We start from the raw sequence: 20,053 nt of genomic DNA, 5'->3' as shown, positions 1-20,053 counted from the left end.
TGAAGCAATTAAATAAGCAATTAAAACGTAGATATTGGAAAACTTTAGTATTAACCTGAAAGAAGGAAGTAACAGAATAATATTCATAAAAAGATATACAAATATTCTACTATTAAAAAAATCCTTTAGGTTGTTCATACTACTGAAAGTCATTCTAAATTCCATCTTCTACTCTTCTAATCTTACGTCTAATCCAAGACCTTGTAGTTCATGAAGTAATACGTTGAATGATTCCGGAATACCTGGTTCAGGCATCGATTCACCTTTTGCAATTGCTTCATAAGTTTTTGCTCTACCAATCACGTCATCCGACTTCACAGTCAGAATCTCTCTCAGGATATTTGATGCTCCGAATGCTTCAAGAGCCCAAACCTCCATCTCTCCAAATCTCTGACCCCCGAACTGAGCTTTACCTCCTAACGGCTGCTGAGTAATTAATGAGTAAGGACCGATAGAACGTGCGTGCATCTTATCATCAACCATGTGTCCCAGTTTCAGCATATAAATAATACCTACTGTAGCCGGCTGAGTAAATCTTTCCCCAGTACCACCATCATAAAGGTGAGTGTTACCGAATTTCGGAAGACCAGCTTTTTCTGTATATTCAGTAATCTGATCAAGACTTGCCCCATCGAAAATTGGTGTAGCGAACTTCAGACCCAGTTTCTGACCAGCCCATCCAAGAACTGTTTCATAAATCTGTCCGATGTTCATACGGGAAGGTACCCCAAGTGGATTCAATACGATATCTACCGGTGTTCCGTCTTCCAGGAATGGCATATCTTCTTCACGAACGATTCTTGAAACGATACCTTTGTTACCGTGACGTCCTGCCATTTTATCCCCTACATTCAACTTACGTTTTTTAGCGATATATACTTTAGCCAATTTCATGATCCCTGCAGGAAGCTCATCTCCGATAGAAATAGCGAATTTCTCACGGTTTTTAACTCCTTGAATATCATTGAACTTGATTTTATAGTTGTGAATTAACTGTTTTACCAATTCATTCTTATCGTTATCTACAGTCCAGTCTGCACCGCTTACGTTTACATAATCTTCTACTGAAGTCAATAATTTATGAGTAAACTTCACACCTTTACCGATGATTTCTTCATCAAGATCGTTGGTAACTCCCTGAGAAGTTTTACCGCCTACCAGTGTGTTTAATTTTTCAATTAAAGTGTTTCTCAACTCATCAAACTTAGCCTTGTAAGTGTTTTCAATTTCTTCAAGCTTAAGTTTTTCTTCAGTTCTTTTCTTTTTATCTTTAATGTTTCTGGAGAACAATTTTTTGTTGATCACAACACCTCTTAATGAAGAATCTGCTTTCAATGAAGCATCTTTCACATCACCGGCTTTGTCACCAAAGATTGCTCTAAGAAGTTTCTCTTCCGGAGTTGGGTCAGATTCACCTTTTGGAGTAATCTTACCGATCATAATGTCACCAGGCTTCACTTCAGCTCCGATTCTGATCATACCGTTCTCGTCAAGATCTTTAGTCGCTTCTTCAGAAACGTTAGGAATATCTGCTGTCAGTTCTTCCATACCAAGTTTGGTATCACGAACTTCAAGTGAATATTCATCAACGTGGATTGAAGTAAACCAGTCTTCACGTACCACTTTTTCATTGATTACGATGGCATCCTCAAAGTTGTATCCTTTCCAAGGCATGAAGGCTACCACTAAGTTTCTACCAAGAGCTAATTCTCCGTTTTCAGTAGCATAACCGTCGCAAAGTACCTGTCCTTTATGCACTGTTTCACCTACTCTTACGTTTGGTCTCAGTGTAATTGTTGTACTCTGGTTGGTTTTTCTGAACTTAGTAAGGTGGTATGTTTTAGTAGCAGACTCGAATTGTACTAAATCTTCGTCAGCGCTTCTTTCATATTTGATGGTGATTTTATCAGCATCTACATATTCTACAAGACCTGTACCTTCAGCATTGATCAAGATTCTTGAATCTTTTGCAACCTGCTGTTCCAGACCTGTACCAACGATTGGAGCTTGTGGCTTCAATAGAGGAACGGCCTGACGCATCATGTTGGATCCCATCAATGCACGGTTCGCATCATCATGTTCCAGGAACGGAATTAATGAAGCTGAAATACCGGAAATCTGGTTTGGTGCAACGTCGATAAGATTAACCTGAGAAGGCTCAACTACCGGGTAGTCACCATCCAATCTTGCGATGATTCTGTCTGTTAAGAATTCTCCACCATCATTTAACTCTACGTTAGCCTGAGCAATTACTTTATCTTCTTCGTCTTCTGCATTCAGATAAATAGGATCAGCATTAAGATCTACTTTACTGTTTTCTACCTTTCTGTATGGCGTTTCAATGAAACCTAAGGTATTGATTTTAGCATAAATACCTAAAGAAGAAATCAAACCAATGTTTGGTCCTTCCGGAGTTTCAATCGGACAAATTCTTCCGTAGTGGGTATGGTGAACGTCACGAACCTCGAAACCTGCTCTTTCTCTTGATAAACCACCAGGCCCTAGTGCAGAAAGTCTACGCTTGTGCGTGATCTCTGAAAGCGGGTTGGTTTGGTCCATGAACTGAGAAAGCTGGTTGGTACCGAAGAACGAGTTAATTACCGATGTTAATGTTTTAGCATTTACAAGATCAAGCGGAGTAAAGATTTCGTTATCTCTAACGTTCATTCTTTCTTTGATCGTTCTTGCAATTCTTGAAAGACCTACACCGAACTGTCCTGCCAATTGCTCACCAACAGTCTTGATTCTTCTGTTTGATAAGTGGTCAATATCATCAACCTCAGCTTTAGAGTTAACAAGCTCGATTAAATGTCTTACGATAGCAATGATGTCTTCTTTTGTAAGAACTTCAGTGGTAGTCGGGATGTTTAGACCTAGCTTTTTGTTTAGTCTGTAACGTCCTACTTCACCTAATGAGTATCTCTGCTCAGAGAAGAATAGTTTTTCAATGATTCCTCTTGCTGTTTCCTCATCTGGCGGATCTGCATTTCTTAACTGACGGTAGATGTACTCTACAGCTTCTTTTTCAGAGTTTGTAGGGTCTTTCTGTAATGTATTCTGGATGATAGAGAATTCATTGCTGTTTTCTTTGTGAATCAGGATAGATTTCACACCAGCATCAAGAATAAGATCTAAATGTTCTTTTTCAAGAATAGTTTCTCTGTCCAGGATGATTTCGTTTCTTTCGATAGAAACTACTTCACCTGTATCTTCGTCTACGAAATCTTCGAACCAAGTGTTCAATACTCTCGCAGCCAATGTTCTTCCTTCTACTTTTTTAAGGGCAGCTTTAGAAACTTTCACTTCTTCAGCAAGGTCGAAAATCTGAAGGATATCCTTATCAGATTCGTAACCGATGGCTCTTAACAGGGTAGTTAATGGTAACTTTTTCTTACGGTCGATATACGCGTACATTACGCTGTTGATATCGGTCGTAAATTCCATCCAAGATCCTTTGAAAGGGATAATTCTTGAATAATACAGTTTAGTTCCGTTAGCGTGGTAAGTTTGCCCGAAGAATACACCAGGTGAACGGTGAAGCTGGGTAACGATAACTCTTTCAGCACCATTGATGATGAAAGATCCACTAGGCGTCATATAAGGAACCGGGCCTAAATACACATCCTGAACCACAGTTTGGAAATCTTCGTGCTCAGGGTCTGTACAATACAATTTAAGTCTTGCTTTAAGAGGGACTGAGTACGTCAATCCTCTTTCCACACACTCGTTAATTGAATAACGTGGAGAATCTACCAGATAATCAAGGAATTCCAATACGAACTGATTTCTAGAATCGGTGATCGGGAAGTTTTCCTGGAAGGTTCTGTATAAACCTTCGTCTGTTCTGTCTTCTGGAAGGGTATCAAGCTGGAAAAAATCTCTGAAAGACTCTAACTGGATGTCCAGAAAGTCAGGAGTGATAATTTTTCCTTTAGCTGATGAGAAGTTAATTCTCTGATTCCCCCTTGTAGTTGCTGTTGTTTTACTCATAAAACTTTTAAGAAAGGGTTAAAAAATATTTTGATTCATTAAAAAATATCAGGAAAGAAAAAAGAAAAGGGAGAAAAGATAAAAGACTTCAAATGTTTGGCGCTATTAGAAATTGTCTTTATTCTTTGTTCTATATTCTTAAAATCTAATCCTAACTGCAACGCTGGTATATCTTTTCACAGCGTAATGCAAAATATTTTCACTTACTTTTGAGGCAGAATGGCCGCAGTATCTATATACGAGAAATCCCTTTCATTATTTTCCATGAAAGAGCTGATTTTCAATATTTTATAGATTTACAAACAATTATTCGCGCCAAAAGAGGGACAAAGGTACAAAATTCCATCCATATAGACAAATAAAACCTCTTCATTTTGAGGGCATTAAGCCTTCAAATAAAAAAGGCCGTCCCGAAGAACAGCCTTTCATTATATAAATTTGAAAATTATTTCACAATGATCTTATAAGATTTCATTGTTGACTTCGTTTCTATTTTTACAATATAAACACCTGCCGGCAGTGAAGCTGTATTAATTTCAGCATTACCAGAGAATTTATCTGACCTGATCAGCTGCCCTTGAGCAGAGAACACTGTATAAGTTCCGGCTTCTCCAGATTTAACGTTTAAGTTTTCACCTGACTTAACCGGGTTAGGGTATACATTAATATCATTTGCAGTTGAAGTAACATTGGAACCAGTGATTCCTTTTGCACTAGATGTCAATCCGTTTTTAGCTGATGTAGCATAAGGAGATAGCGGCGAAGCAGGAGCTCCTCTCTTCACAAGATCTGTATCTACAACAGCCTGGATACCGTCCTTATCAAGGTCATTGATTCTTGAAATAAAACCTACCCCAAAATCATCCAGATTATCTTTACCGATTGCCCACAGATCGTAATCAACTCCGTTTGAATTTAAGTCAACAAAATCCGGCTTATCATCACCATCTGTATTTTTAAGAGGGTATTTCATGACACCTGAATCCGGAGATGTTTCCAAAATATCAGCAATACCATTATTTCCTACAGCAACATTGCTGTCAATAATACCATTAAGGTCCGTATCTATCTGACTGATTACTGAAGTTGGGATACCTGATTCAAATAAATCTAAAATACCATCATTATCAGAATCTAAGTCCAGGTAGCTGGAAATTCCGTCTCCTAATACCTGAACAGGTCCAAATACCCCTTCTGTATCATCATCTTCAAATTTACCGTTCCCATCAAGATCTTCCAGTGCATCTGTAATTCCATCATTGTCAGAGTCAAGATCACATGCATCTACAATTCCGTCGCCATCTGTATCAATAGCAGGAGATTTGTCATTTACCGCTGTACATCCTTCTGCACAATCCGGAATACCATTACCGTTATTATCGATACTATCATTTCCATTAGGACACTGATCGAAACAGTTTGGCACACCGTCATTATCATCATCTCTGCTTGCAAAAGCGTTATAGATATAATAATTCTGGGGAATACGCACCCCTGTACCACTGTAGAAAGTAACTTTAATGCGGTTGAAAGGCTTGGTTGCCTTACCTCCTACATAAAATTTATTAGAATCTGTAGTGAAGAAATTTCCACTGATCAAGCTTCCTGTACTTGTGAAAATGTCTGTCTGAGTATTATTGTTATAAAGTGTTACTGTAATATTTTCAAGAACACTTACCCCGATCAGGTTCGCAGCTTTTTCTAATGTAAATCCGGCATATGTATTAGCAGGAAGTAAGCTGTTAGTATTTACTGTAGCATATGCTGAGAAAATGCTTAAGAATGAAGCAGCAGGAATGGTTGCTGTAGCATAATTAGATGTATTGGTATCTACAATAGCCGTAGGATTTGTCATTTTTGCTAAAATAAGACCAAAAAGTCCAGGGCCGGAAGTCCAGTTGGCTCCAGTTACAAGGTTTCCCGGAATTGCAGAACCACTGGTCTGAATTTTATCATTACAGTCGCAAGATGCAGGCTCCTCGAATGCATAATATACTTTTAGAGATCCTAAATTAACACCTAAAGTCTGTGTCACTTTTAAACGCACTTCGTTAAAAGGTTTGGAAGCCGTAAGCGTTACTTTCTGTTTTCCTGAACCAAAACCTAAAACTTTAATATTGATAAGCCCTCCTCCGTCAGATAATGTTCTGGAATCCTGCAGCTGACCATATAAATAAGTTTCTACGGTAATATTTTTCAGGAATTCTGCGCTTAAAAGCTTTCCTTCATCATCCGGAGAGATCACAAAACCTGTTCTGTTTCCTGCAGGATAAACCTGATTTTTGTCTAATACTCCTACTGAATAAGATCCAAGAAGTCCAGCCGGCAATACAATTGATCCGTAAGAGTTCTTGTCTCCGTCTCCTATTCTTTCTTTATTCTGAACAAAAGAAAGTGGAGCAAGAAAACTGCTGCTTCCTGACACGTTTCCATCTACACCGCTTCCTGCAATAATATCATCACAGATACCATTGGTATCAACAGGAACCTTAGCAGGATCAAATGCAAAGGCATAATACACATTCATAGCGCTGAATATAGACAGTACATTGGTTTGGTATAATCTCACTTCGTCAAACTCTCTGGTTGTCTTAAAGTGAAGGAAAATTCTGTTTTTAGCACCTCCAAACGCAGGCACTGATAACAATGTAGCACTTGTCGTAGATTCCTGCAGTACACCATTTTTGTATGTACTGATTCTTAACGAGCTTAACAGGTCTACTGTAATAAAGCTGGTTCCCAGATCTACATTAAAACCTGTAATATAGCCTGCCGGATAAGTAGTATTTGTATTTTTAACAGATATACCATTGCCACTTACCAATGATGCAAAGTTCCCCATGCTTACACTGTTATCCAGGTTCGCATCTACTACCGGATTCATACTTCCATTATAGCATGCCAGGCAAATACCTGAATTATTTACAGGCTTGGCTTCCACCCCCATCCCTCGGATAGGCTCATAACCTTTTTGAGCAGTTACTGCTGCAGACATCATAAATATCATCAGCATTACCGCAAATTTCTCGAATAATTTTTTTGCCATTTTTTTTGTTTTTTGTTGTTTTATTTTTTATTAAAGTTTTGTGTTTTACAATTATAGACTTTGCCACCCGTACGAAGTATTATTCACCTGTCTACAACCAACAAAATTGCCGGATGTTACACCCAGTACAGTTGCCACTTCATATATTATTGATCCCGCATTAGATGCATCACATGTTGGTCTTGTAGCGGAAGATTTTATTTGAACAGCCTTGCTCACTTCTAAATCTGCGTAGTTTGTTGAACTTGGGGTTACATTTATTCCCACATCAGTCAGCGCTGTACCTACAGCTCCCTGCCCCGAAAACACATGCGCATTATTAGCATAAGTTGACTGGTTAGCCTGTGAAGCTCCGCCAATTCCAATCGCAATAGCCCCTGAAGTTCCACTTACATTATTATTGCTTCCAAAAGCAAAATTATTCAAGGTAACAACATTGTTGGCTCCAAAAGCAAATCCACCGTTAGTAGCATTATTTGTATGCCCCACTGCCACTGCAATTGAATTACCCGTTGTATTAAAAGCTCCAAAAGCGAAATTACTGGAAGATAATGCAGTATTGGATGTCCCAAACACCTTTCCTCCTCCAGTTGCTGTATTTAATGACCCTATTGCTATCGCCGGAAAATTGGCTCCTGTAGCAGTAGCTGTATTTCCTTTTCCCAATGCTATATTATTTGAAGTATTATTAACAATATTCCCACTTCCCCAGGATAGGTTTGAAGCATTTTCACCACCACCTGCAAGCCCTCCAGCAGCGTCGAGAACTGCATGCACTTTATTGGCACTTATCATTACGAGATCAGCTGCCCCTTTAGGCCCCAGATAATTGGCAGAAGCCGGAGCAACTCCCAAAATTTCTGTGGTAGTAGAAATTTCTCCCACCGCATTTCCTTTAATCTGCCATTCCGTACCGGTTTGTTTCTGCCATACCGCTCCATCAAAATAATAATATCCCGGAGTTGTTACATTAATCGTTGAGCCGGCAGGAGTAGCATTAATAGACGTAACATACACCAAAGCCCCTGTCTGAGCCGCAGCGTATGTCTTAGCAGCGAGTTGACTTAGTGAAAGTCTTGGTGCAATAATTCCATCAGGCTTATTAGTATTGGTAGGAAATCCAACCACATCAAATGTAGCTTGGGGAAGACTGGTATTAACCCCAACCTGTGCGCTTACAAGACATCCTGTAAAGGATAAAACCGCGAGTGTTAATAATTTGTTTTTCATTAAATTGATATTTGTTGTTTTTTTATGTTTTATGTTTTTAGAATACAGAAACCGGCATCCAATAGTAAATAGCATGTCTAAACCCAACTTGTGCGCTTATTTTATAAGATAATCCTATAAAGCTGAGACCACAAGCAGTGGTATTTTTTCGTTAAAATAATTGGAAGATATCTACCTTTGGTATGATTAGGATAATTTATCCGGATAACTTAATTATAAAATCAAAACCGTCCCAAATCTTGAGATCGTTAACAGAGTGTATATGCTTATACTGTTGTACAATTTCTGCATCTCTACATAGCAAGCCCTGTTGCCTATCAGCATACAGCTTACTTATTTTTACGGAAACATAACTGATAGCAGGAGCCTTATCTTTTTCTGAACATTCTGTAAACTTACCAGTTTTACAAAAAGAGCATAATGATACAGTAGAATTCTGTACTGCTAAAGATGTGGTGCTGAGATTTCCTATCTGCCATGCAAATAACATATTGATACAATATGCTACAGTATAGCAATAGAAGATAAAGTAACTTCTTTTCAAATTATATATGTGTTTTTTTCGACACGAATATAGTAAATTTTCAATTAAAACAAATTTTTAATATTAAATTTTGATGTAAAATAAACTATTTATAGTATAATAAATATTTATTCCTGCTAATAATTATTAAATATATAATTATAATCAAATATTAAAATACATAAATCAATAATAATTAAATATTTAAATGAATTATATTGATTTTTAAACTATTATAAAACAAAAAGCCCGGACATTGCTGTCCGGGCTTCTTATTTATAGTAAATTGAATTATTTCAATTCTACTTCAGCACCAGCTTCTTCTAATTGCTTCTTAAGAGCTTCAGCTTCGTCTTTAGAGATTCCTTGCTTGATAGCAGCAGGAGCTCCGTCTACGATATCTTTAGCTTCTTTAAGACCAGCACCAGTTAAATCTTTTACCAATTTAACGATAGCCAATTTAGAAGCACCTGCAGACTTAAGAATTACGTCGAATTCTGTTTTTTCTTCAGCAGCTTCACCTGCACCACCTGCAGCAACTACTACAGCAGCAGCAGCTGGCTCAATTCCGTACTCATCCTTAAGGATAGTAGCTAATTCGTTTACGTCTTTTACTGTTAGGTTTACTAGCGTTTCAGCTAAATTTTTTAAATCTGACATTGTTGTAATGTTTTTTGTTGATTATTTATTTAATTTTTTGAGAGTAATTATTCAGCAGCTGGCGTTTCGTCAGTGCTTTCTGCAGCAGGAGCTTCCGGAGCTTCAGCAGCAGGAGTTTCTTCTACGGCAGGAGCAGCTTCTTCAGCTGTAGCTTCTACTGTTTCAGATTTGTTTTGAAGAGCAGAAACAACTCTTTGAATTGGAGACTGAAGTAATCCGATGATTTCACCGATCATTTCTTCTCTAGACTTAATGCTTACTAAAGCATCAAGATTATTGTCACCAACATAGAAAGTTTCCTGTACAAAAGCAGACTTTAATGCCGGCTTCTCTTCTTTTTTTCTGAAGTCTTTGATTAATTTTGCAGGAGCACTAGCTGTTTCAGCAATCATCAAAGCAGAGTTACCTTTGAATGTTTGGAACATTTCAGAGAAATCTACTCCGTCAATTTGCTCCATTGCTTTTTGTAAAAGTGTATTTTTTACAACTTTCACTTTGATATTCTGCTTGAAAGCCTGTCTTCTGAAATCAGAAGATTTAGCAGCGTTCAAACCGTCTAAATCTGCTACATAAACTACTTTCGCATCCTGAAGCAAATCTTTGATCTCTTGTATTGCTACAACTTTTTGGTCTTTTGTCATTGTCTTAAGGATTATTATTAGTTAACAGATTTACTATCAATTGCAATACCTGGGCTCATTGTAGAAGACAAATAAATGCTCTTCACATAAGTACCTTTAGCAGCAGTTGGTTTCATTTTGATCAATGTAGAAATTAATTCCTGAGCATTTTCTTTGATTTTAACAGCATCGAAAGATACTTTACCAATACCAGCATGGATGATACCATACTTATCTACTTTGAAATCAATTTTACCTGCTTTTACTTCAGTTACTGCTTTACCAATTTCCATAGTTACAGTTCCTGATTTAGGGTTAGGCATAAGACCTCTCGGACCTAATACTCTACCTAATGGACCTAATTTACCCATAACAGCTGGCATAGTAACGATAACGTCAACATCTGTCCAACCTTCTTTTATTTTTTGTAAATATTCGTCAAGACCTACATAATCAGCTCCAGCTTCTTTCGCTTCAGCTTCTTTATCTGGTGTAACCAATGCTAATACTTTAACATCTTTACCAGTACCGTGAGGAAGAGATACAACACCTCTTACCATTTGGTTTGCTTTTCTTGGATCTACACCCAATCTTACAGCGATATCTACAGAAGCATCAAACTTTGTAGTGTTTACTTCTTTCACAAGAGCAGAACCTTCTTCAAGGTTATAGATTCTTCCTTTTTCTACTTTGCTTAAAGCTTCCTTTTGCTTTTTAGTCAATTTTGCCATTTCTATTAGTTTTAAGCGTTAAAAGTTGGTTTAGTTCCTGTTACTCTTAATCCCATAGATCTAGCAGTACCTGCAACCATAGAAACTGCAGAATCCACTGTAAAGCAGTTAAGGTCAGTCATTTTATCCTCAGCGATTTTCTTTACCTGATCCCAAGATACAGAACCTACTTTGTTTCTGTTTGGTTCTCCGGAACCTCCTTTGATCTTAGCCGCATCCATTAACTGAATTGCTGCAGGTGGAGTTTTAATAACGAATTCAAAAGATTTGTCTTCGTATACTGTAATTACTACAGGTAAAACTTGCCCTGGCTTATCTTGGGTTCTCCCGTTAAATTGCTTACAAAACTCCATGATGTTCACACCTGCAGAACCCAATGCTGGACCTACTGGTGGAGAAGGGTTAGCCGCGCCACCTTTCACCTGAAGCTTTACCATTTTAAAGACTTTCTTAGCCATTTTTAATTTTTTTAGTTTGAATAATTAATGAGTTTGGAAGCATTTATTATTCAGCAGATTACCGACTCACATACAGTAAATCTACTTTTCGGACTGCAAAATTATGAAATATTTTTGAATTAGCAAATGGAAAGTGCTGATTTTTAGAAAGAATATGAAAATATTTTTTTATTTACATCTATAAAAGACAAAGTTCCATGAAACTGAATTTTTTAAGTCTTGGATATATTTTTAGTCTTTTATTGTCTTATTAAAATCTAAAATGAGTTTATTACAATATGGAAACCAAGCAATACAACTCACTTCCAATATTAGCACATTCAATTAAATGTTTTTAAGACCCTTATGTTTCACCAATCTTTTTCATAGTTGTCCTTTTAACAAAAATGAAAGAAGAACAAAGAAATGATAAGTACAAAAAAAGACTGCCGAACAGCAGTCTTTATATATTTTAAAAAGTATGGGTTATACTTTTTCTACTTGCATATAGCTAAGCTCCATTGGAGTTTTTCTACCGAAGATCAGTACAGAAACTTCAATTTTCTTCTTATCTTCAAGAATCTTTTCAACAGTTCCGTTGAATCCATTGAAAGGTCCGTCAATTACTTTAACGTTTTCACCTACAATATATGGGATTTCAACATCGCTTGCAAATTCTGAAAGCTCATCCATTCTTCCCAGCATTCTGTTAACCTCTGATTTTCTCATAGGAACAGGATCACCTCCTTTTGTTAAGCTTAGGAAAGATATCACTCCCGGAATATTTTTAATCACGTGAGGAATTTCTCCCATCAGGTCAGCTTCTATCATTAAGTATCCAGGATAGTAAGGCTTCTCTTTAGGAACTTTTTTTCCGTTTCTGATCTGAATAACCTTTTCCATAGGAATAACCACTTGAGTAACGTACTGCTCAAACCCTAGACGTTTGATTTCTGTCTCAATATAGTTTTTCACTTTATTTTCCTGTCCGCTGATTGCTTTCAGCACATACCATTTCAATTCGCTCATTATGGGAAAATACTTTTTTAGTTGAACACGTTAATTAGCATTCCAATTATGTTGCTGATTGCTTTCGAAAACAATTCATCAACTCCAAAGGTAAATAATGCCAAAATCACTGTAGCAATAGTTACCACAATAGTAGAAGACTGAAGATCAGCCCACTTTGGCCATTCAACTTTATGTCTGAATTCGTTATAAGAACCTTTTAAAAAATCGACAAATGAACTCATAATTAATATTTGCACGGGCACAAGGATTCGAACCCTGATCAACGGTTTTGGAGACCGGTATCCTACCATTGGACGATGCCCGTAGATAAAAAGCTTCCGAGAGTTTCCTTCCGGAAGCTTTATTTATTTTAAGATGATTAGTCTAAGATTTCAGTTACCTGACCTGAACCAACTGTTCTACCTCCTTCTCTGATCGCAAATCTAAGACCTACGTTAAGAGCGATTGGCTGTAACAATTCTACAGTGATCTCTAAGTTATCACCAGGCATTACCATTTCTACACCTTCTGGTAAGAAGATCTCACCTGTAACGTCAGTAGTTCTTACGTAGAACTGAGGACGGTATTTGTTGTGGAATGGAGTGTGACGTCCACCTTCTTCTTTAGAAAGGATATAAACTGATGCTTTGAATTTTTTGTGTGGCTTAACAGAATCTTTCTTAGCGATTACCATACCTCTCTTGATGTCAGTTTTTTCAATACCTCTCAACAATAGACCTACGTTATCACCAGCTTCACCTCTGTCTAGGATTTTTCTGAACATCTCAACTCCTGTAATAGTAGAAGTTAATTTTTCTTCACCCATACCGATGATATCAACAGGATCACCTGTATTGATAATACCAGCTTCGATTCTACCAGTTGCAACAGTACCTCTACCTGTAATAGAGAATACGTCTTCGATTGGCATCAAGAATGGCTTATCAGTATCTCTTGGCGGCTGCTCGATCCAGTTATCAACAGCATCCATTAATTCTTCAACGCTCTTGAACCACTTATCTTCAGTATCAGGAGTAGCTGCTGTAGCTGCTGTAAGAGCACCTAATGCAGAACCTTGAATTACTGGAGAGTTATCTCCGTCAAAATCGTAAGTAGATAATAAGTCTCTAAGCTCCATTTCAACAAGCTCTAATAACTCAGCATCATCCACCATGTCAACTTTGTTCATGAAAACAACGATTCTAGGTACATTTACCTGACGGCAAAGTAGGATATGTTCTCTAGTCTGAGGCATTGGACCGTCAGTTGCAGCACATACTACGATAGCACCGTCCATTTGAGCAGCACCAGTTACCATGTTCTTTACGTAATCCGCGTGACCTGGACAGTCAACGTGAGCATAGTGTCTTTTTTCAGTTTCGTATTCGATGTGAGCAGTATTGATAGTAATACCTCTTTCTTTTTCTTCTGGAGCAGAGTCAATTGCAGAGAAGTCTTTTTTCTCAGCAAGACCTTTGCTAGCTAGTACAGCAGAAATTGCAGCTGTAAGAGTAGTTTTACCATGGTCAACGTGACCAATAGTACCAATGTTCAAGTGTGGTTTGTTACGATTAAACGTTTCCTTTGCCATGATTTAAAATTATTTATTTTATTATTTTTCAATTTTTCGGTGTGCAAATATAATGATTTTTTAAATACCAAAACCTTTTTATTTAAAAAAGTTTCAATATTCAAATCAAAGAAGCACAAACCTATATTTCAATGTATGAGACTGCAAATTTACACAAATTTCCGGATTGAAAAAAATCATTATAAACGTTTTTATTTGAAAGCATAAAGTATCTGGCTAATTCTGAATAATATAGGAAGTAAAAAAAATATTTGAAGATAAAATTACATGATAAAACCACCATAAATATTTTCTCGTAAATACTATGAAAATCCTATTATCCTTCTTTATGGGAATTAACTACTCTGATATTTTTTCCGAATAAGCCACTTTAAAGATAATTATAATACCCCGAAAATATGGTCTGAAAACTTTCAACGGGATTAGAACTTAAGAAAGTACCTTATTATTTCGATACAAGAGGCGCGGAAAACATAGTTTTCCGCGCCTCAATTAATATAGATAGATAGAAGAAAAATATTAAATCTGCCGGGGCTTTTTCGTCCTGTTAAAAATCCAGAAAATAATCGGGAAGATTAGCAGTGTTAATACGGTGGCCGTGATCAGCCCTCCAATAATTACAATCGCCAACGGCTTTTGAGATTCCGAACCAATCCCTGTAGATAATGCTGCTGGCATTAATCCTATCGAAGCCATCAATGCGGTCATGATAACGGGGCGTGTTCTTGATTTCACTCCACTGAGTATAGCATTATCCAAGTTCAATCCGTTCTTGACATTCTGATGGAACTCTGTGATAAGGATAACTCCATTCTGAATACAGATTCCAAGCAAGGCGATCATTCCCACTCCTGCCGAGATTCCAAAATTCATTCGGGTAAGATGAAGAGCTATGATTCCTCCTATCAAAGCAAAAGGTACATTTGCCAATACCAGCAAGGAATCTTTCATGTTTCCAAAAAGGATGAACAACAAGAAGAAAATCCCCAGAATACTTATCGGAACCACTTGAGCCAGTCTGTGTGAAGCTCTCTGCTGGTTTTCAAACTGACCTGTCCAGCCGACAGAATACCCATCCGGAAGATCAATCTTGGCCACTTTTTTCTGTGCATCCGCAATCGTACTTCCTAAATCACGGTCACGAATCGAAAATTTTACCCCGATGTATCTTTTAATATCATCTCTGTAGATAAATGCTGCTCCGTTATCTTTTACAATAGTACTGATCTCTTTCAGCGGGATCTTTGCCCCGTCCTGTGTAGGAACCATTAGGGAAGCAATATCATTTTCATCTTTTCTGTATTCCTGGGAATAACGCAGACGAATCGGGAATTTTCTTTCGCCGTCAAACATTTCTGAAGCAGTTTTTCCTCCAAAAGCCATTTCCAGTACAGACTGTGCGTCATCCGGCATTACTCCGTAAGCTGCCATTTTATCACGGTCCAGAACTACACTTACTTCCGGCTGGCCGATATTTTTAATGATCCCGGGATCTTTTACTCCCTCAACATCTTTGATCTGTTTTAAAACCTCATCTGCCAATTTATCCAGGGTTTCCAGATTATCACCATAAATTTTGATTCCGTTTTCCGCTTTGAAACCGGCTACAGCTTCTGCCACATTATCTGAGATGGGTTGGGAATAATTAAAAGTAATTCCCTGGTAGCTTCTGAGCTTTTTATCTATTTCCTCGATAAGCTCTTCATAGCTAATCTTGCGTTTCCATTCATCTTTAGGTTGAAGATTGACGGCAAACTGCACAAATCCGAATCCGTTCGGGTCTGTTCCGTCATTGCTCCGTCCGGTTTGAGCCAAAACATCAGTCACTTCAGGAAAGTCCATAATATCTTTCTTTAAAAGGTCTGCGGTTTTCAGGGATTCTTTTAATGATGAACTCATCGGCATTTCTGCAGTAATCCAAAGTGAACCTTCATTCAGTTGGGGCAGGAATTCTGTTCCTAAAAATTTTCCTGAGAATAACGTCACTACCATGAAAGATATAGCAACAATTAAACTCATCCTTTTATGTTTAAAAGTATAGTTGAATCCTTTGAGTACAATTCTATCCCAGAAATTGACAAACGGATTATTTTTTTCTTTTACATTCTTATTTAATAGGATATGGGAAAGAACGGGAACCAATGTCAGGGTAAATATCAATGCCCCAATCAAAGCAAATCCTAAGGTAAATGCCAATGGTGAGAACATCTTCCCTTCTACTTTCTGAAAAGAGAAAATGGGGATTAATGATGTAATGATGATTAATTTTGAAAAGAAGATGGCTTTTCCCAAACCAGTTCCGGTCTGCTTGATCCAGCCTCCTTTTGATAGTTTATTAAATTTTTCTGTTCCGTATTTAAGTGCTTTATGATCGAGCATGACAAAAAGCCCTTCCACCATGACGACGGCTCCGTCAATAATGATCCCGAAATCTACTGCACCCAGCGAAAGCAGGTTGGCACTCATTCCGGCAAGCTTTAAGCATAAAAATGCGAATAACAGGGACAGTGGAATAATAATGGAAACGATGAGCGTGGTTCTCCAGTCCGCCATAAAGATCAGGACAATCACCGTAACCAGAATGATTCCCTCGATCAGGTTATGCATGACCGTGTGTGTTGTGAAATCCATCAGGTTGTCACGGTCGTAAAATGTTACCATTTTAACATCTTTCGGAAGGACCTTTTCATTTAGCTCTTTGATTTTGGCTTTTACCCCAACCAGTACTTCTCTTGGGTTCTCCCCTTTTCTCATTACGACAATTCCTTCAACGGTGTCTTCATGATTATTCAATCCGGCTTGTCCTACTCTCGGCATTGAGCTTTCGTGAACTTCAGCAACATTTTTAACCAAAACAGGATTTCCGCTATCATTCTGGATGGTAATATTCCCGATATCATTAATGGATTTAACCAAACCGATACCTCTTACCACATAAGCCTGACCATTTTTTTCAATGACATCACCTCCGACATTTAAATTGCTTTTGGTAACGGCATCATACACCTGTAGCGGCGTCAGATTGTATTTGTCCAACGCTCTTGGATCGATACTTAACTCGAACACTTTATCCTGACCTCCGAAAACATTGATGTCTGCAACTCCCGGAACGCCCCTCAGTGCACGATCGATCACCCAGTTCTGCAGGGTCAGCAGCTCTCTTGAATCTTTTGTTTTACTTTCCAGGGTATATCTGAAAATTTCCCCGGTAGGCCCGTAGGGTGGCTGAACTTCCGGATCTACCTCATCAGGAAGGCTTACGGTTCTTAATTGGTTATTGACCTGATTTCTGGCGAAAGTATCATCCACCCCGTCGTCGAAAAGAATTTTAACAATCGAGAGACCGAACATGGTGGTACTTCTTACACTTGTTTTCTTCTGCACCGGGCTCATGGCCAATTCGATGGGGGTAGTCACGAAACGTTCCACTTCTTCTGCGCTCCGTCCATTCCATTGGGTTATAATGACAATCTGGGTATTGGTAACATCCGGGAAAGCTTCAATGGGCATATTTTTGAAACTGATAAAACCCGCAATGGCCAAAACAGCAACCCAGATAAAGGTAAAGGCTTTATTTTTTAACGAAAAGGCAATTATATTTTTAATGAATTTATTCATGATGAATTTTTTGTGACCTGAAAAGCCGTTGAAAGGGCATATTTAATTCTTATTTTAGACGCAAAGGGTGCAAGATTTTTTGACAAACTATATGTTTTTAAGTTTGCAAAGGCGTTTCACTTAAATAAGTTCGTTGAGTTTTAATAATTCTTATTTAATTATTCAAAGAGCGGTAAATTAAAAGCTGATTATTAGTGATTACTTCTTCTCCTTCAGACAAACCTTCGGAAACATAAGTAATATCCCCAACTTGCTTTAAAACTTTTATTTCTTTAACCTTAACATCTGTTCTTGACTTATAAATCACCACAAAACTTCTGTTATCATCAAAAATGACAGCTTTGGAAGGAACCGTTAATGCAGTATTATTTTCTGAGCTTGAGACTTTTATAGTGGCTTTACTTTCAGGAATTAATAATCCGTTTGCGTTATCTAAAACAACTCTTGCCTGCATCGCATTGGTTTGCGGATCAATAATTTTAAATATTTTATCAATTTTTCCATCAAAAACTTTGTCCGGATAAGATAATGTGGAAACCTGGGCCTTCATTCCCAAACTGATTTTTTCGATGTCTGATTCATTGACATTCATGATTGCCCAAACGTTTGTTATATTGGCAACATCGAAGATATTATCGCTTCTGTCGCTTCTCAACTGCATATCTTTATTGATATTCTTTTGAACGATGTAACCGCTGATCGGAGCTACAACACTGTAAATATTTCCCTTCTTCACATTGTAAACCGTACTCACCGCACCTGCCCTCTGCATTTGGTCCTGTGCCTTCTGCAATTGGCTTTTGGCTTCCAACACATCTCTTTCGGTGTTCAGTTTTCCTTCGTACATTTCCCGGGCAACGCGAAGATTGTTTTGAGCAACAACCAAATCCGTTTTCGCATCGCTTACATCTTTCTGAACTTCCGCCAGCTCCGTACTTCTGATGGTCGCCAGAACCTGCCCTTTCGTCACATGATCCCCCAACTCTACATTTACACTTAAAACATTTCCTCCAACCAGCGGATAAACATCGATATAGCTGTTTTTATCTGCCGATATTTTTCCGTAAAAATTATAATCGTCTTCTATATTTTTTTTCTCAACTTTTGCTAAAGAAATCGACTTCAGCATTGTGTTGCTGAGTTCAAAACCTTTTTTTGCCTGTGGTTTTGCTTCTTCCTCTTTTTTTGAACAAGACAGGATTGACAATGCCATTATTGTCAGGATTATATATTTTTTCATGATTAATAGAAGATTTTCGTTTGTACTAATTGATTAAGCTGTTCTGCCGACTGTATAATTTCATTCTTCATATCGAAGATCTGGAGAGCCGTTTCCCTGTAACTGTCCATGAAATCTGTAAATTCTATCAGGTTAACGTTTCCTTTTCTGAAATTTTTCAGCATTCCGTCATATACCAGTTCCATATTGCTAAGATCTGTGGTTTTGATTTCTGCAAGCTGGTCGTACTGGCTTTTCCATGTTTTAAAAGCAGCCTGAACTTTAGTTTCAAGGTTCAGTTTCTGATAATCTGCTTTTTTCTGGTTCTGCTGAATGGCATAATTGGCTTTTTCCACATTTCCCTGATTAGATTTCCATAGTGGCAACGGAATTCCGATCATCAGATTAACCTCATTTTTGAAGGTTCCTCCATTCTGGTCCCATCCTGCTCCTACATTCAGATCTGGAACATTCAGAGATTTCTGCCACTGTGCATATAATTTGCTGTTGTCAATTAATTTTAAGAAATATTGATAATCAGAATTATTTTCCAGTGCTTTCCTCTTTAGTTCATCTTCGTCACCGAAGGGCTGGGCTGCAAGGATGTCTTTTGTATCAGCTTCAGAAAGATTCGGCTCTATCTCATCGGAAATTCCTGTAAGTACTTTTAAGTTCTGTTCAAATTCAAGGATGTTTTTATTAATTCCCAGTTTATCATTATTAAGCTGGATCACGAGGCTCTGCAGCCTTACTTCGTCTTTAAGGGAAACGTTACCTTTGGCAGATTGCACGCGGTAAGCATTTAGCAGGTCATTCATATATCCCAGTTGCTTATTGGTATTGCCAAGCTTCTGTTTTTCATAATATAAATTGAAATAAGCGACACGAAGCTGAGCTCTCAGGTCCACTAAAAGCTGCGAAAACTGAAGCTGGGCTAGTTCTTTGTTTGATTTTGCAAAAGCAATTTCATTTTTCTTTTTTCCTCCCATATAAATCAGCTGGGTGATCTCAGCTCCTTTGGCATGGCCAATATCAAAAGCTTTTTTACCTTCCGGATTGTAAGCATTGATCTGACCACTTAGCTGTGGAAGTTCCCAAATCTTAGCCTGCAGAATGTCTGCATCGGCCATATTGATGTTATATTGTTCTGCGAGAAGCTGGAGATTGTTTTTCTGAAAAGCCTCTTCACAATCCAGAAGTGACATCTGCTGCTGCCCTGCCATGAATGAGGAAATGGCAATAAACAGCCCTGCAATTTTGTTCATTCTATCTTTTTTATGATGCAAAATTGCCTTTACACAATTAAAAGGGCCTTAAAGAAGCCTTAAAAAAAAATTAAATTTGGTTTATGCTTAGTATTTACATAATTAAGACTGC

General features: G+C 37.8%; 13 protein-coding genes and 1 tRNA gene. All 14 read right to left on the bottom strand.

All coding sequences use genetic code 11. The annotated features are described in order from the left end of the window. Positions 1-168 precede the first annotated feature (168 nt). The gene (gene rpoB, locus ACMGDK_RS17485) at positions 169-3,990 is read right to left on the bottom strand and encodes a DNA-directed RNA polymerase subunit beta (protein WP_436809111.1); all 3,822 of its coding nucleotides are present in this window, start codon (positions 3,988-3,990) and stop codon (positions 169-171) included. Positions 3,991-4,435: 445 nt separating this feature from the next. After that, positions 4,436-7,036: a T9SS type A sorting domain-containing protein gene (locus ACMGDK_RS17480; RefSeq protein WP_436809110.1), complete on the bottom strand. Its 2,601-nt coding sequence runs from the start codon at positions 7,034-7,036 to the stop codon at positions 4,436-4,438. 51 nt (positions 7,037-7,087) lie between these two features. Beyond that, the gene (locus tag ACMGDK_RS17475; RefSeq protein WP_436809109.1) at positions 7,088-8,266 is read right to left on the bottom strand and encodes a phage tail-like protein; all 1,179 of its coding nucleotides are present in this window, start codon (positions 8,264-8,266) and stop codon (positions 7,088-7,090) included. Positions 8,267-9,080: 814 nt separating this feature from the next. After that, entirely contained in the window at positions 9,081-9,449 is a 369-nt protein-coding gene (gene rplL, locus ACMGDK_RS17470) for a 50S ribosomal protein L7/L12 (protein WP_034723387.1), read from the bottom strand. A 47-nt stretch (positions 9,450-9,496) separates the two neighbouring features. Continuing rightward, positions 9,497-10,090 carry a 50S ribosomal protein L10 gene (gene rplJ / locus ACMGDK_RS17465; protein WP_306845174.1) on the bottom strand — a complete coding sequence of 198 codons (594 nt, stop codon included), beginning with the start codon at positions 10,088-10,090 and terminating at the stop codon, positions 9,497-9,499. Between the two features lie 17 nt (positions 10,091-10,107). After that, entirely contained in the window at positions 10,108-10,800 is a 693-nt protein-coding gene (gene rplA, locus ACMGDK_RS17460) for a 50S ribosomal protein L1 (protein ID WP_111955369.1), read from the bottom strand. 11 nt (positions 10,801-10,811) lie between these two features. Continuing rightward, complete coding sequence (gene rplK / locus ACMGDK_RS17455; protein WP_062650142.1) at positions 10,812-11,258, bottom strand: 50S ribosomal protein L11; 447 nt, start codon at positions 11,256-11,258, stop codon at positions 10,812-10,814. A 465-nt stretch (positions 11,259-11,723) separates the two neighbouring features. After that, positions 11,724-12,266: a transcription termination/antitermination protein NusG gene (gene nusG / locus ACMGDK_RS17450; RefSeq protein WP_062650150.1), complete on the bottom strand. Its 543-nt coding sequence runs from the start codon at positions 12,264-12,266 to the stop codon at positions 11,724-11,726. Positions 12,267-12,283: 17 nt separating this feature from the next. Beyond that, on the bottom strand, positions 12,284-12,490 hold the full coding sequence (gene secE / locus ACMGDK_RS17445; RefSeq protein ID WP_034702507.1) for a preprotein translocase subunit SecE: 207 nt from the start codon (positions 12,488-12,490) through the stop codon (positions 12,284-12,286). Positions 12,491-12,502: 12 nt separating this feature from the next. Then, positions 12,503-12,573 (bottom strand) — tRNA-Trp (locus tag ACMGDK_RS17440). A gap of 54 nt (positions 12,574-12,627) precedes the next feature. Beyond that, positions 12,628-13,839: an elongation factor Tu gene (tuf, locus tag ACMGDK_RS17435; protein ID WP_034749673.1), complete on the bottom strand. Its 1,212-nt coding sequence runs from the start codon at positions 13,837-13,839 to the stop codon at positions 12,628-12,630. A gap of 519 nt (positions 13,840-14,358) precedes the next feature. Next, complete coding sequence (locus tag ACMGDK_RS17430; protein ID WP_436809108.1) at positions 14,359-17,457, bottom strand: efflux RND transporter permease subunit; 3,099 nt, start codon at positions 17,455-17,457, stop codon at positions 14,359-14,361. A gap of 154 nt (positions 17,458-17,611) precedes the next feature. Beyond that, on the bottom strand, positions 17,612-18,697 hold the full coding sequence (locus ACMGDK_RS17425) for an efflux RND transporter periplasmic adaptor subunit (protein ID WP_436809107.1): 1,086 nt from the start codon (positions 18,695-18,697) through the stop codon (positions 17,612-17,614). Between the two features lie 2 nt (positions 18,698-18,699). After that, positions 18,700-19,941, bottom strand: a complete 1,242-nt coding sequence (locus tag ACMGDK_RS17420) for a TolC family protein (protein ID WP_436809106.1) — start codon at positions 19,939-19,941, stop codon at positions 18,700-18,702. Between the last annotated feature and the right edge of the window lie 112 nt (positions 19,942-20,053).

The sequence above is a fragment of the Chryseobacterium hilariae genome (genome assembly GCF_051400735.1).
Taxonomy (GTDB): domain Bacteria; phylum Bacteroidota; class Bacteroidia; order Flavobacteriales; family Weeksellaceae; genus Chryseobacterium.
Note: the sequence above shows the minus strand (reverse complement) of the source record. Positions and strands in the feature narration are given on the sequence as shown.

Excerpts from the sequence above, each read along its gene's own strand:
- rpoB (WP_436809111.1), bottom strand. The coding sequence starts at position 3,990 with ATGAGTAAAACAACAGCAACTACAAGGGGGAATCAGAGAATTAACTTC.
- ACMGDK_RS17480 (WP_436809110.1), bottom strand. The coding sequence starts at position 7,036 with ATGGCAAAAAAATTATTCGAGAAATTTGCGGTAATGCTGATGATATTT.
- ACMGDK_RS17475 (WP_436809109.1), bottom strand. The coding sequence starts at position 8,266 with ATGAAAAACAAATTATTAACACTCGCGGTTTTATCCTTTACAGGATGT.
- rplL (WP_034723387.1), bottom strand. The coding sequence starts at position 9,449 with ATGTCAGATTTAAAAAATTTAGCTGAAACGCTAGTAAACCTAACAGTA.
- rplJ (WP_306845174.1), bottom strand. The coding sequence starts at position 10,090 with ATGACAAAAGACCAAAAAGTTGTAGCAATACAAGAGATCAAAGATTTG.
- rplA (WP_111955369.1), bottom strand. The coding sequence starts at position 10,800 with ATGGCAAAATTGACTAAAAAGCAAAAGGAAGCTTTAAGCAAAGTAGAA.
- rplK (WP_062650142.1), bottom strand. The coding sequence starts at position 11,258 with ATGGCTAAGAAAGTCTTTAAAATGGTAAAGCTTCAGGTGAAAGGTGGC.
- nusG (WP_062650150.1), bottom strand. The coding sequence starts at position 12,266 with ATGAGCGAATTGAAATGGTATGTGCTGAAAGCAATCAGCGGACAGGAA.
- secE (WP_034702507.1), bottom strand. The coding sequence starts at position 12,490 with ATGAGTTCATTTGTCGATTTTTTAAAAGGTTCTTATAACGAATTCAGA.
- tuf (WP_034749673.1), bottom strand. The coding sequence starts at position 13,839 with ATGGCAAAGGAAACGTTTAATCGTAACAAACCACACTTGAACATTGGT.
- ACMGDK_RS17430 (WP_436809108.1), bottom strand. The coding sequence starts at position 17,457 with ATGAATAAATTCATTAAAAATATAATTGCCTTTTCGTTAAAAAATAAA.
- ACMGDK_RS17425 (WP_436809107.1), bottom strand. The coding sequence starts at position 18,697 with ATGAAAAAATATATAATCCTGACAATAATGGCATTGTCAATCCTGTCT.
- ACMGDK_RS17420 (WP_436809106.1), bottom strand. The coding sequence starts at position 19,941 with ATGAACAAAATTGCAGGGCTGTTTATTGCCATTTCCTCATTCATGGCA.